General features: G+C 35.5%; 13 protein-coding genes. 3 read left to right on the top strand and 10 right to left on the bottom strand.

What is annotated here, in order from left to right:
- Window positions 1-11: 11 nt before the first annotated feature.
- The 3 genes from AXY_RS01450 to AXY_RS01440 are packed head-to-tail and all read right to left on the bottom strand — an operon-like array spanning window position 12 to window position 1,561.
- On the bottom strand, window positions 12-716 hold the full coding sequence (locus AXY_RS01450; RefSeq protein ID WP_015009005.1) for a YesL family protein: 705 nt from the start codon (window positions 714-716) through the stop codon (window positions 12-14).
- Between the two features lie 12 nt (window positions 717-728).
- Window positions 729-1,268, bottom strand: a complete 540-nt coding sequence (locus AXY_RS01445) for a hypothetical protein (RefSeq protein WP_015009004.1) — start codon at window positions 1,266-1,268, stop codon at window positions 729-731.
- Between the two features lie 32 nt (window positions 1,269-1,300).
- Window positions 1,301-1,561 carry a hypothetical protein gene (locus tag AXY_RS01440; protein WP_015009003.1) on the bottom strand — a complete coding sequence of 87 codons (261 nt, stop codon included), beginning with the start codon at window positions 1,559-1,561 and terminating at the stop codon, window positions 1,301-1,303.
- A 330-nt stretch (window positions 1,562-1,891) separates the two neighbouring features.
- On the opposite strand from AXY_RS01440, the gene AXY_RS01435 reads away from it, so the two are divergent.
- On the top strand, window positions 1,892-3,022 hold the full coding sequence (locus AXY_RS01435) for a glycosyl hydrolase family 8 (RefSeq protein ID WP_015009002.1): 1,131 nt from the start codon (window positions 1,892-1,894) through the stop codon (window positions 3,020-3,022).
- Window positions 3,023-3,036: 14 nt separating this feature from the next.
- A complete protein-coding gene (locus AXY_RS01430) occupies window positions 3,037-4,644 on the top strand; it encodes a glycoside hydrolase family 43 protein (protein ID WP_015009001.1) in 1,608 nt (535 codons plus the stop codon).
- Between the two features lie 151 nt (window positions 4,645-4,795).
- On the opposite strand, the gene AXY_RS01425 is transcribed toward AXY_RS01430, so the two are convergent.
- The 7 genes from AXY_RS01425 to AXY_RS01395 all read right to left on the bottom strand — a co-directional run bounded on the left by AXY_RS01425 (window position 4,796) and on the right by AXY_RS01395 (window position 11,887).
- Window positions 4,796-6,340, bottom strand: coding sequence for a response regulator transcription factor (locus AXY_RS01425; RefSeq protein ID WP_015009000.1), 1,545 nt, complete (start codon window positions 6,338-6,340; stop codon window positions 4,796-4,798).
- A gap of 202 nt (window positions 6,341-6,542) precedes the next feature.
- Entirely contained in the window at window positions 6,543-7,178 is a 636-nt protein-coding gene (locus AXY_RS01420; protein ID WP_015008999.1) for a pentapeptide repeat-containing protein, read from the bottom strand.
- 140 nt (window positions 7,179-7,318) lie between these two features.
- Entirely contained in the window at window positions 7,319-7,969 is a 651-nt protein-coding gene (gene deoC, locus AXY_RS01415; RefSeq protein ID WP_015008998.1) for a deoxyribose-phosphate aldolase, read from the bottom strand.
- Window positions 7,959-8,381, bottom strand: a complete 423-nt coding sequence (gene cdd / locus AXY_RS01410; protein ID WP_015008997.1) for a cytidine deaminase — start codon at window positions 8,379-8,381, stop codon at window positions 7,959-7,961. Before cdd ends, deoC begins: the two co-directional genes overlap by 11 nt.
- 37 nt (window positions 8,382-8,418) lie before the next feature.
- Window positions 8,419-9,237 carry a purine-nucleoside phosphorylase gene (locus tag AXY_RS01405; RefSeq protein WP_041450068.1) on the bottom strand — a complete coding sequence of 273 codons (819 nt, stop codon included), beginning with the start codon at window positions 9,235-9,237 and terminating at the stop codon, window positions 8,419-8,421.
- A gap of 9 nt (window positions 9,238-9,246) precedes the next feature.
- Window positions 9,247-10,431 (bottom strand): phosphopentomutase, encoded by a 1,185-nt coding sequence (gene deoB / locus AXY_RS01400; protein ID WP_015008995.1) that lies wholly within the window; start codon window positions 10,429-10,431, stop codon window positions 9,247-9,249.
- A 154-nt stretch (window positions 10,432-10,585) separates the two neighbouring features.
- Window positions 10,586-11,887, bottom strand: coding sequence for a pyrimidine-nucleoside phosphorylase (locus AXY_RS01395; protein WP_015008994.1), 1,302 nt, complete (start codon window positions 11,885-11,887; stop codon window positions 10,586-10,588).
- 254 nt (window positions 11,888-12,141) lie between these two features.
- Here AXY_RS01395 and AXY_RS12180 point away from each other — a divergent pair, with 254 nt between their 5' ends.
- A complete protein-coding gene (locus AXY_RS12180) occupies window positions 12,142-12,633 on the top strand; it encodes a hypothetical protein (RefSeq protein WP_015008993.1) in 492 nt (163 codons plus the stop codon).
- The last annotated feature ends 175 nt before the right edge of the window (window positions 12,634-12,808 follow it).

The following is a 12,808-nucleotide window of genomic DNA, read 5'->3' as shown; positions in this document are numbered from 1 at the left end:
CTCGTTCACAATTAATCATCTGAAGATTTAAAGTTCTTTTTAATTTGCTGCCAAAAATACTTGATTGAGTATTCATTATTTTCAATTCGTTCCCTTTTACGATCAATACGACGAAATGCTTGGACAGATGTCCACATCATTAACCAACCAGTTACACTCATTGAATAGAATGGAATTAATCCAGGTACAAATAAAAACAGTCTTAGCGCCAGGTACAAAGCAATAACTAGCGTAATTAACGCAAAAGGACTTGATATCGCAATAACAATTGTTGTTCTAAAGTAATGTAATAACGGCATTTTAAAATGAACATAGACCGGGAATAAAAATAGCGCCAAAAGAATAAATAAAACGACGGCGACATACCACCCAATTAAAATGAAAATTCTTTCTGTACCGGTAACCGTACCTAAGTATTGATAGTTAAACCAAATAATATATCCTAGCACACCTAATAGATAACCAAGAATATTTGCCTTAAGAAAATCAGCTTTATAGCTCGACCAAAACTGCTTGAAAATTGATATATCTGGCTCACCAGTTAACCATTTTCTTAACACTGATAACAGTGCCACAGTAGCTGGGAATATCCCAAAAATACCTAATCCTAATAATGAAAATCCTAACCATAGGATATTTACATATGCCATACGCCAAATCCACTCAGCGACACGGTAAAATCTTGTTGATATTATTCCATAATTATTATCACTCAATTGACTTCTCTCCTATAACCATTCTTCTAGTAATTTTCTTGCTGCTTGTTCATGTGGAGTAGAAGAAACAATTCCTGTTACTAATCCACTTTCAACTTTAAAACCAGTAAATTCGTAAAACGCGGTCCCTTCATTTAATGGCACTAAATATAAATGCTCGCCTGTTCCTTCTTCATTTTCGACCACATAATTCGTTTTTGTCTCTTCATCAACTAGATCATAAAATTCATCTAGTGGTAATAACCCATATGGATCTAATAAAGGCTTATCTAACCAACCATCGACAATAAACATATCTACTTCTCGACTAACAATTTCAACAGTTAAACGATCAAAATTTGCCATCGTCATAATCACTTCAACATTTAAGCCTTCTTCAATCTCTTCACTTAGAATTTCTTCTACATAGCTTTGAAGCGGCTCTTGATAATCCAATGGAACACTAGATAAAAACATGACTTTAAATGTATCTGGATCATGATTTCCCACACCACCAAACGTACAACCAGACAATACTAACAGTAACATAAAGCTTATTAATATTTTTTTCAATTAAACTACTCCTTGTTCAGGTTCTTTGTATATTAAGCAATCCAGCTTGAAACAATAGGTTGAATATACCAAGTATAAAGCGTAAAGATTACATAATATGCAACGCTTAATAAGAAATATGCACGGCCATTAAGTTGACGATCTTTAAAATGTCGAAATCTAGATATTAAGATAAACGTTATCGCCACACCTAATCCAAAGTGAAGTGCATGTCGGTCTTCACTAAATAAATAAAATCGAAAAACAAGCGCATATATAATAACCATTATAATCATTTTTACTCTATTATCCATCAATATACCCCTATCTCTACTATATAATATATACATCATAACATCTAAAAAAGCGCTTACACCAAAGAAGAATTAAATAGCTTTCTTAAGAAACTATATTCCTTACAGCTATATAACTTAGTTTTTTAGATAGATTAGGATAAATCTTTAATTTTTGCATTAAATTCTAAAGAGTTTATACTAGTATTTAAGCGCTTTCTTTTGTATCATATAAAATGGTTAGCTAGCTTTATATCACTAATTTTATTAATAACGCTTATACTCGCTAATATACTTTTAGATGATTTAAGCGATTATTCTCTATCAAACTTAACATAAGGAGGTAATGAAATGAGAAAAGGAGCCTACTATACAAATGAATACCGAAATCTATTTGTAGAATTAGGTATTGATGAAAAAGACGTTGAGGCTAAGGTTCAAGATACTTGGGATCGACTATTTACAGATAAGTATCCTGAAACTCAAATTTACTTTGAAACAGATGACGACATGGGGTACATGGTTGATACCGGTAATAATGACGTTAGAACTGAAGGTCAATCATACGGTATGATGATGGCTGTTCAGATGGATCGTCAAGATGTATTTGACCGTATTTGGAAATGGTCTAAGAAATATATGTATATGGATGAAGGCTTGCATAAAGGTTACTTTGCATGGTCATGCCAACTTGATGGAACAAAGAACGCTCACGGACCAGCTCCAGATGGAGAAGAATATTTTGCTATGGCACTTTATTTCGCTTCAAAACGATGGGGTGATCGTGAGGAACCATTTAACTATTCAGAACAAGCAACTAAATTACTAAGTGATTGTCTCCATAAAGGTGAAAATAACGATGGCCATCCTATGTGGGATCCAAATAACAAATTAATTAAATTCATTCCTGAAGTTGATTTTTCTGATCCATCATATCACTTACCTCACTTCTATGAGCTATTTGCTGAAATGGCTGCAGAAGAGGATCGACCATTTTGGAAAGAAGCTGCTAAAGCAAGTCGTGATTACATACGTCTAGCAGCTCATGATGAAACAGGTCTATCGCCTGAATATGCATTTTATGATGGCTCACCAAACCATATTCGTGGTTTTGGAGATTTCTTCAGTGATTCATATCGCGTTGTTATGAACGTTGGTTTAGATAATGAGTGGTTTGCTGATCCGAATACTCCGGTAGAAGTAAACGAAAAGGTTCAAAAGTTCTTCAAAGATATTCCTGTTGAAGACTACCGTCGTTATAAGATTGATGGTGAACCATTTGAAGAAAAATCATTACACCCTATCGGTTTACTAGCATCACTTGCAATGGCATCACTTGCTACTGAAGGTGAACTAAGTGACTATTATGTTAAGAAGTTCTGGGAAACACCATTGCGTACTGGTGGAAGAAGATACTACGATAACTGCCTATACTTCTTTAGTTTGCTATCATTAGCTGGTAAATTTAGATTATGGAAATAATGGAGGTTGTTTAATTGAAAATTCAAAACCCTATTTTGACAGGATTTAACCCAGATCCAAGTATTTGTAGAGCGGGGGAAGACTATTATATTGCTACATCTACTTTTGAATGGTTCCCTGGAGTAAGTATTCATCACTCGAAAGACCTTAAAAATTGGAAGTTAGTTTCGCGACCATTAAATCGCACATCATTGTTAGATATGAAAGGAAACCCTAACTCTGGTGGTGTTTGGGCTCCACAACTATCATACTATGATAATCAATTCTGGTTAATCTATTCAGACGTTAAAGTAACTGATGGAAACTGGAAAGATGTAACTAACTATCTAACAACTTGTGAAACTATCGATGGTGAGTGGTCTGAGCCAATTCGCTTAAATAGCTCAGGATTTGACCCATCTCTATTCCACGACCCAAATACAGGTAAAAAATACTTAACTAACATGTACTGGGATCACCGTGAAGGACACCATAACTTCTATGGTATCATCATGCAAGAATACGATCATGAGCAACAAAAATTAGTAGGTGAGAAGAAACTTATTTTCAAAGGAACAGATGTTAAGCTTGTAGAAGCACCACACCAATACTATATTGATGGATACTACTACTTATTAACAGCTGAAGGTGGAACTAAATATGATCACCAAGCAACAATTGCACGTTCGAAAAATGTTGATGGTCCATATGAAGTTCACCCAGAGAATCCGTTGATCTCATCATTTGCACATCCAAGAATTACGTTACAAAAGGCAGGTCACGGTTCGATCCTTCATACACATACTGATGAGTGGTTCTTTGTTCACTTAACGGGTCGTGTACTACCGAAGGAAACAGATCCATTACTAGATCCACGTGGATATTGTCCATTAGGCCGTGAAACAGCAATCCAACGCTTAGAGTGGAAAGATGGCTGGCCATATATCGAGGGTGGAAACTATCCTAAAGATGAAATTGAAGGACCAAAAATTGAAGAACAACCATTTGATCCAGTCCCAGTTAAAGAAGATTTCGATGGTGATAGCTTACCATTAGACTTCCAAACATTACGTATTCCACTTGGTGAAGATATTGTTACATTAAAAGAAAGACCAGGTCATTTACGTATTCGTGGACGTGAATCATTAACATCTCTGTTTACACAAGCATTGGTTGCTCGTCGTTGGCAAGACTTCCAGTTTACAGCTGAAACTAAAGTTGAATTTAATCCAGAGACATTCCAACAAGCTGCTGGTTTAGTTAACTACTATAACACTGAAAACTGGACATACCTTAACGTTACTTATCATGAGGAAAAAGGACGTATCCTAGATATTATGACAATGGATAACACGAGCTTTGCTCAACCAATCAAAGGTTCTGAAGTAATCCTTCCTCAAGATGATAGCGCAGTGTACTTACGTGTAGAAGTAGATTATAACGATTATCAGTATTCATATAGCTTAGACGGTGAAAACTGGCAAGCAATTGGCCCTGTATTCAAGTCATATAAATTATCTGATGACTATATTCAAGGTGGTGGATTCTTCACTGGTGCCTTCGTTGGAATGGCTGTTCAAGATACATCTGGTGAGAATTTACATGCTGATTTCGACTACTTTGTGTACGATCCTAAAAAATAATTTTAAATAAATCATTAAGAGGCTGGGACATAACTCAGCCTCTTAATATATAAAAAAACAAATCCGAACGATTATTGAACTGCCCCCTGTCTACTTGACAGGGGGCAGTTCATAATCTGTTCGGATTTTATTTTAATTATTCAATTGTCTGTTAATTAATAATTCTCTGGCGATATTTAGATGGTGTGCTTCCTTCCATCTTCTCAAATTGTGTCACGAAGTAATCTGGACTTCCGAATCCTACTTTTTCAGCTACTTCATAAATTCGCATATCCGTCTGACGTAAAATTTGCTTTGCCTTTTCAATTCTCACTTCTAATAAATAGTCTTTAAAATAAACACCATAAGTCTTCTTAAATAGTTGTCCTAGATATACTGGGTTCATATAAAACTTACTAGCTATTTTCTTTAATGTTAAGTTTTCATTATAGTGTTTATCAATGTAACGCTTAACCTTATAGATATCCCCATTGAATCGTTCTTTACTTAACCTACAGAGGATTTCTCCAGCTTTAATAGCGTAGACTTCTAACTCTTGCTTTAATTCTAATAAAGTTTTCTTCTGTTCAAATAATTCTATTAATGATATGAGTTCATTTTCTGAATTTTCTTCACCAGCTAATTGATGAATAGTAGATTCTAGTTTCTTCTCTAGTTGAAACAGGAACATCTTTACAGAGTCAATAGATACACCAAAGTTTTGGACTTCCGCGACCCACTTCTCAACCTGTTTTCTAATTTCCTTCGGCTTGTTTTCTTCAATTTTTTCAATTAATTCTGTCACTAATTTGTAATCCAAAGGTTTGTTCTCAGCATGGTTTTTGGCAATATCATCATTGTACATTAATGGATGATCTTCTAGCTGGATATAACGACGCTCACTCGTAATTAACGCCGTTTGATAAGACTCAATTAAGCCGCTTAAGCCTTCTTTAATTTCACCAGCAAATAAGAATACCTTGTTTCCAATTTCCTTTTCTAAATGTGATTTTAGACGTGATAAGAACCATGTGGCTTCATTTACATTCTGCGGAAGATGTTTTTCTTGAAGTATTACACCGAAATTATCATGTTCAAAAGGATGGATAAAAACAAATGGATCACCTATAAAGTCAGAAATCGCACGATTAATTTGTTCATCTATTTTATCTCTTATCTGGTTCTGTTGAATATCTATGATTAAATAACAATTTCTTTTATCTATATCTTCTGTCAACACAGCTAGCTCTTGTGGTGTTGGCTCATTACCTTCAACTATAACACGTTGATAAAGACTGAAATTTACAAAGCGCTGATTCGCTTGCTCTTCAAGGTACTCACGTTCAATAATTGGTGTTAAATCCATAAAAGTCTTTTCGAGCTCATCTTTGTCAATTGGTTTTAAAATAAAATCAGTCACACCTAAGCGGACTGCTCGCTGTGCATATTCAAAATCATTATACCCACTAATAATAATAAATTTCGGTACTTTAATTGCTAGCTCTTTTACTTTCTCTATTAATTTTAATCCATCAAATACAGGCATACGAATATCCGTTAAAACGACATCTGGTTTTTCTTCCAAGATCAACTCTAAAGCATCTTCACCGTTACTAGCTTCTCCAACCACTTGATAATTGATCTTTTCCCAGTCTATCAATGCAATAATTCCTTTTCTTACAAATTGTTCATCATCTACTATGACGATTCTATTCATTCATAAACCTCCTCGGTGTAAGCGCTAACAATTAAAGTACATGATTAATTTTAGACTTTACCTATATTACAACTGTATTGTTTTGGAGTCTATTTTTAATTAGTATATATACTTAATATAATCACTAAACAAAGATATTGTCAAGAAGACGCAGGGCTAAGCACCTCTAACAAACTACCTAGTATTACCGTGAAATTCACAATTATTTAATGATTAAACCAAGTAAAGCTGATAGTTGCTGTGCTTGAATTGGATTTACAATACAACCGTATAGGTCTGCCGTTCTAACAGTTAGATAGTCGAAGCTTGAATCACTTAAATTAATCCCTTTTAATTTCGTATTTGAAAGATTCGCCCCTGTTAATTCACATTTTTCAAAGAAAATATTGGACCACTTACTATGGTAGAAGTCAACTTCGTTAAGTAGACATTCGATAAAATGCACATATTTCTTCATCGTATAGCCCAATCCTGCTAATCTTAAGTTACATTGATTAAACAATACATTTTGTAAACGCCCATCAGCCATTGTAATACCCGTTAATTGACAATTATTAAATTCAACACGTTGCATTGTCGTTTGATTAAAGTTGGCTAGTGATAAATCACATGAGTTAAATTGTACATCTCGCAAGAAAATTTTTTCAAAAGAAACATCCTTAAATGTGACATGACTAAAAATAGTATTTTCAAACTCAATTCCGTCTATGTCGAGATTTTTAATCTCGCAATTTTTAATATGAGTTGCTCTAATGTAAGGGTGCGCTGGGTCAAAGTTTTGATTAAAGTTTTCAATCTCTATATCTATATCTATTGATGGTTTCGTTATTTCACTCATAATATTAACTCCCTAGACTTATTTACACACTTGTCCTACTTTAACAAGTCTCATACTGCCCTAAGCAGAATTAACCCCTTAATTATCTAAAATAATGATAAGGGGTGTCCTGTTATTAGTATATTGAGATAAATCTTGAACTATGCCTTAACTATGTCAACTCCTGCACTTGCTCCAATTCTTGATGCCCCCGCTTCGATTAATTCGATCGCAGTTGCTTTATCCCTAACGCCACCTGAGGCCTTTACCCCAATTGACGGACCGACGACTTTCCTCATTAAGCTAATATCAGAAGCTGTCGCTCCTCCTGTCGAGAATCCAGTTGAAGTTTTTACATAATCAGCACCAGTTCTAACTGCAATCTCACAAGCCGTTACCTTTTCCTGATTTGTTAATAAGCTTGTTTCGATAATCACTTTTACTAATGCTTTATTTGTAGCTGCATCAACAACTACCCTAATATCTTTTTCAACAAGTTCGAGGTTGCCTGCTTTTAATGCTCCAATATTAATGACCATATCTATTTCAGTTGCCCCATTAGCTATCGCATCTTTTGTTTCAAATGCTTTTACTTCTGAGGTTGATGCACCTAGAGGGAAGCCAACAACTGTACATACTTTAACATTTGTACCTTGTAATTGTTCATACGCTAACTTCACCCATGTAGGATTTACACATACAGAGAAAAAACCGTATTCAATTGCTTCCTGACATAGCAAAAGAATCTCATTTTTTGTTGCATCTGCTTTCAAAGTCGTATGATCAATAAAACGGGCCAAATCATAATTCATCAATTATCTCTCCCTTGTCAATTTTAATATCATTAGCTAAAAAAGCACCTGGCAATAGTTCTTTAACTGTTGTGGTATCAATCTCTCCAATTAGATTAGTTAGGATAACTGGCATATCCTCAGAACAAAGCTCACTCATCACTTGTCTACATGCGCCACAAGGAGGTACTGGCCTTGGTGAGTCTGCTATTACGACCATAGCAGTAAAGTCTCGCTCTCCAGCCGCATAAGCACTAAACAGTGCTGTTCGCTCTGCGCAATTACATAGTGAATATGCAGCATTTTCAACATTACAGCCATGGTATATAGCACCATTCTTTGTCATAAGGGCAGCCCCAACTTTAAATTTAGAATATGGGGTATACGCTTTTTCACGTGCAAGTTTGGCTTCATTTATTAGCCCTGCATACATGCTATTAATCTCCTCCCAAATGTCTCTATTTTTGTATTCAAGATAACTTTGTTAATATACTTTTCACTAAGGAAATAAACTTTAACCGGACACTTTCTGTCGTCTTAATGACATCTTCATGACTTAACGGTTCATCTAAAATTCCAGCTGCCATATTTGAGATACAAGATATGCCTAAGACGCTTAACCCAATGTGTCTTGCCACTATTACTTCTGGAACAGTTGACATTCCGACTGCATCGGCACCCAGTAACTGAAGCATCTTAACTTCTGCAGGAGTTTCATACGTTGGTCCTGTATTCCAAACATAAACACCTTCTTTTAAATCGATTGATAATTCATTGGCGACCACTTTAGCCATATTTCGCAACTGAGGATCATAGGCATGCGTTAAATCTGGAAAACGGACCCCCTGTCGTGAATCATTCGGACCTATTAATGGATTTTGCCCCGTATTGTTAATATGATCAGTTATCAACATCAAATCACCTGGATTAAAATCCTTATTAATACCACCAGCAGCATTTGTCACAATTAGCTTCTCAACGCCAATAGATTTCATAACACGAATCGGAAAAGTAATCGCGTCTAATCCATATCCCTCATAAAAATGGAAACGACCTTGCATTACAATGACATCGACTCCATTTAATTTACCTGATACTAGCTGACCAACATGGCCTGATACTGTTGATTTTAAAAAGCCAGGTATTTGTTCGTAAGGAATTTTAATTGCATCTTTTATTTCATCAGCTAATACTCCCAAGCCAGAGCCTAGGATCAACCCCACTTTCGGTGTTGCCTTAAGTTGAGCACTTATAAATTTTTTCGCCTGTTCTAATTGATGGTTCACTATTGCTCCCCCTTATTCAATTATATCCTCTAAAAAGCTGTCTCCATGTGCTGGATTTGTTACTTTAAAATTATCAGCTATTGTTGCGCCAATATCTGCAAATGTTTTTCTTATCGGTAACTCACGGCCTGCATTAATTCCTTTATGATAAGCAAGCAGCGGCACATATTCCCTTGTATGATCTGTTCCATGATGAGTAGGATCATTTCCATGATCTGCAGTAATGATGAGTAAGTCATCACGACGCAATTTCTCAATTACTTGCGGCAATTGTTGATCAAAGGCTTCTAACGCTTCAGCATATCCCTTCGGATCTCGACGATGACCATATTTCGCATCAAAATCAACTAGATTTAAAAAATTTAAACCAGTAAATTCTTGGTCCATTGATTGAATAAGTTTTTCCATGCCATCATCGTTGTCAACAGTTCGAACCGTTTCAGTAATCCCTTCACCATCAAAGATGTCAGTAATTTTACCTAATGCTATCACATCATAGTCAGCATCTTTTAATTCATTCATTACAGTTCGACCAAACGGTTTTAATGCGTAGTCATGACGATTAGCAGTGCGATTGAAATTGCCTGGCTCCCCAACAAATGGACGGGCAATAACGCGACCTACCATATACTTTTCATTTAGTGTTAGCTTTCTAGCAATTTCACAAATATGATATAGCTCCTCGATTGGCACTACATCCTCATGTGCTGCTATTTGGAGGACTGAATCCGCGGAAGTGTAGATAATTAAATCTCCTGTTTCGATATGTTTATCGCCTAATTCATCTAATATTTCCGTTCCTGATGCAGGCTTATTACCGATAACACCACGTCCAGTCTTCTCTATAATCTCATTGATCAGCTCATCGGGAAAACCATTCGGAAACGTTTGGAAGGGTTGGTCAATATGAAGCCCCATTAACTCCCAATGACCTGTCATTGTATCTTTTCCTACTGATGCTTCTTCCATTTTCGTAAAATATGCTAATGGAGCATCAACCTTATCAATCCCGCTAATTTGTTTAATATGACTCAAGCCTAATTTGGCCATCGTCGGCATCTTCAGCCCTCCAACATAATCAGCGATATGACCTAATGTATCTGCTCCTATATCATCAAAATCGGCTGCATCTGGTGCTTCTCCAATACCAACCGAATCAAGTACTACTAAAAATATCCGTTTAAATTGTTTGTCCATAACGCTCCTCCTGCGAAAAAACTCATTTCAACTCTAGTTGTGCTTGTCCCAATTATACCAACAAAATTATTTCGATTTGTTACTATACTTGCATTATATCTCTAGTTATCGTCAATGTTTAAGAATATTTTTACTATCTCCTATTAATAATTAGTTATGAAATCGTCTGATAAATTAATGGTTTTGGCGTTACCTCTTGATCCTGAATTTGAAATGCGTGTAAAATTTTCTCTATAACAGTAGCTACTTCTGTCTGATTACTGTGGATGACGGCAAGTGTATCTTGCTCATTCACATAATCACTTACCTTCTTTCGTAACACAACGCCAACTGCTAAATCAACGTCTGAATCTTTAGTGGTACGTCCTGCCCCAAGCATACTTGCTGCTACCCCAATTTGATCAGCAGCAATTTCAGAAATATACCCTGCCTTAGTAGATTTAACTTCAATTTGATAGGTCGCTATGGGTAGTTGCTCGGGTTGATCAACTATTCTCGGATCTCCACCTTGTGATTCAATAAATATTTTTAATCTACCAATTGCTTCACCATTTTCAATCGTTGCTAATAACTTTTCACGTGCTTGATCAATTGATTCTGCTTGATTCGCTAGATAGACCATTTGACTACCTAATGCTAAGCAAAGCTCCGTCAAATCATCAGGTCCTTCTCCTTTTAAAGTAGCGATTGCTTCTTTAATTTCTAGTGCATTGCCAACAGCATAACCTAAGGGCTGATTCATATCAGAAATAAGCGCTATCGTTTTTCTACCTGCACCATTACCAATGTCAACCATTGCTTGAGCAAGAACCTTTGCATCCTCTAATTCCTTCATAAATGCACCTGATCCAGTTTTAACATCAAGCACAATAGCATCGGCACCAGAGGCAATTTTCTTACTCATGATTGAGCTAGCAATAAGTGGGATAGAATTTACCGTTGCCGTTACATCACGTAACGCATATAACTTCTGATCTGCAGGAGTTAAATGACCACTCTGACCAATGACGGAAACTTTATTTTTATTAACTAAATTGATAAATGTTGAGCTGTCTAATTCTACATTAAATCCAGGGATTGATTCTAATTTATCTAATGTACCGCCTGTATGCCCTAAGCCTCGACCAGACATCTTAGCAACAGGAACACCGACAGAAGCAACTAGTGGGGCTAATATAAGCGTTGTGCTATCACCTACACCACCTGTTGAATGCTTATCGACTTTAATACCATCAATAGCTGAGAGGTCTATTTCTTCTCCGGAAGATACCATTGCTTTCGTTAAATAAACTCTTTCTTCATTTGACATATCTTGAAAATATATCGCCATGAGCATTGCTGCCATCTGATAATCCGGAATCTGGTCATTTGTATATTGCTCGATCATATAGTTAATTTCGCCTTCTGTAAGCGATTGACCTTCCCGTTTTTTCTCAATTAGATCTATCATCCTCATAATATACATCCTCCCAACGTTGATCTCACTAAGTCTGTAGCAATATAATTGAAAACTCATTCATGGTTCAATGCACGAATTAGTATAAACAAAAGCATTCTAAATAATTATTGTTATTTTCATTATATGGTTAAGGAGATAACCTAATCAAGGAATTCCCTTACTAATGTATTTATTCTGTTTGCAAATTTTGTCGAAAATATTTAGAATGACATTATAATTTACTTAAAGATTTTATATAAGGTGGGATAACATTGAAAAAAATACTCTTACTGATATTAGCCAGCTTTGTACTATTTGGTTGTCAATCAAATGATACATTAGAGGAAGTACCTGTAAACCAAGATATTACTGATCCGCAAATAGAAGATTCTGAGGAAATAGAAGAACCAAGTCAAGATGATTTTGATAATAATGACTTATCGACAACGGACGGAGATTCTAATGATGAGCCAGATACTTCAGAAACAGAACAAAATGACCAAATAGATCAGGACCAAAACGGTAATGGATCAGATAAATATAGTTCTGATGATGCCATCAATCTTGTCAAAGAATTTATCCAAGGTACTGACACAGACATGGGGCTAAATTATTCCTTTGATGGTATTGATGACAATGGTAATTACCGCATTCAAGTATTTGAAGTTGTTGACCACGGTGAAGGACAATCACATACAGCCACATATGGGTGGTATTTAGTTAATCCAGAAACAGGCGAGATCACAGATTTATTCGCCGATTAAAATATGTTTCATAGAATATAAACCGAACGGATATTTATTAGTATAATTCGCCGTTCGGTTTTTTCATAAGTCATTTTAAAATTTACTACTTTCAGATTTTAATTGTTTGGAAAACTATTTAAGTATATAATATAGCTAAGTAGCATTATATAAAACTGATAACCTTTAATCATTT

It is taken from the genome of Amphibacillus xylanus NBRC 15112 (assembly GCF_000307165.1).
In the GTDB taxonomy this organism is placed as follows: domain Bacteria; phylum Bacillota; class Bacilli; order Bacillales; family Amphibacillaceae; genus Amphibacillus; species Amphibacillus xylanus.
The sequence above is the reverse complement of the archived record's forward strand: the minus strand, read 5'-3'. Positions and strand labels throughout refer to the sequence as shown.

Bases quoted from the DNA above. Each gene is read 5' to 3' on its own strand.
- deoC (WP_015008998.1), bottom strand. From the start codon at position 7,969: ATGAATTATGATTTGGCCCGTTTTATTGATCATACGACTTTGAAAGCA.
- AXY_RS01435 (WP_015009002.1), top strand. From the start codon at position 1,892: ATGAGAAAAGGAGCCTACTATACAAATGAATACCGAAATCTATTTGTA.
- cdd (WP_015008997.1), bottom strand. From the start codon at position 8,381: ATGTATGCAGGGCTAATAAATGAAGCCAAACTTGCACGTGAAAAAGCG.
- AXY_RS01440 (WP_015009003.1), bottom strand. From the start codon at position 1,561: ATGGATAATAGAGTAAAAATGATTATAATGGTTATTATATATGCGCTT.
- AXY_RS01395 (WP_015008994.1), bottom strand. From the start codon at position 11,887: ATGAGGATGATAGATCTAATTGAGAAAAAACGGGAAGGTCAATCGCTT.
- AXY_RS01420 (WP_015008999.1), bottom strand. From the start codon at position 7,178: ATGAGTGAAATAACGAAACCATCAATAGATATAGATATAGAGATTGAA.
- deoB (WP_015008995.1), bottom strand. From the start codon at position 10,431: ATGGACAAACAATTTAAACGGATATTTTTAGTAGTACTTGATTCGGTT.
- AXY_RS01425 (WP_015009000.1), bottom strand. From the start codon at position 6,340: ATGAATAGAATCGTCATAGTAGATGATGAACAATTTGTAAGAAAAGGA.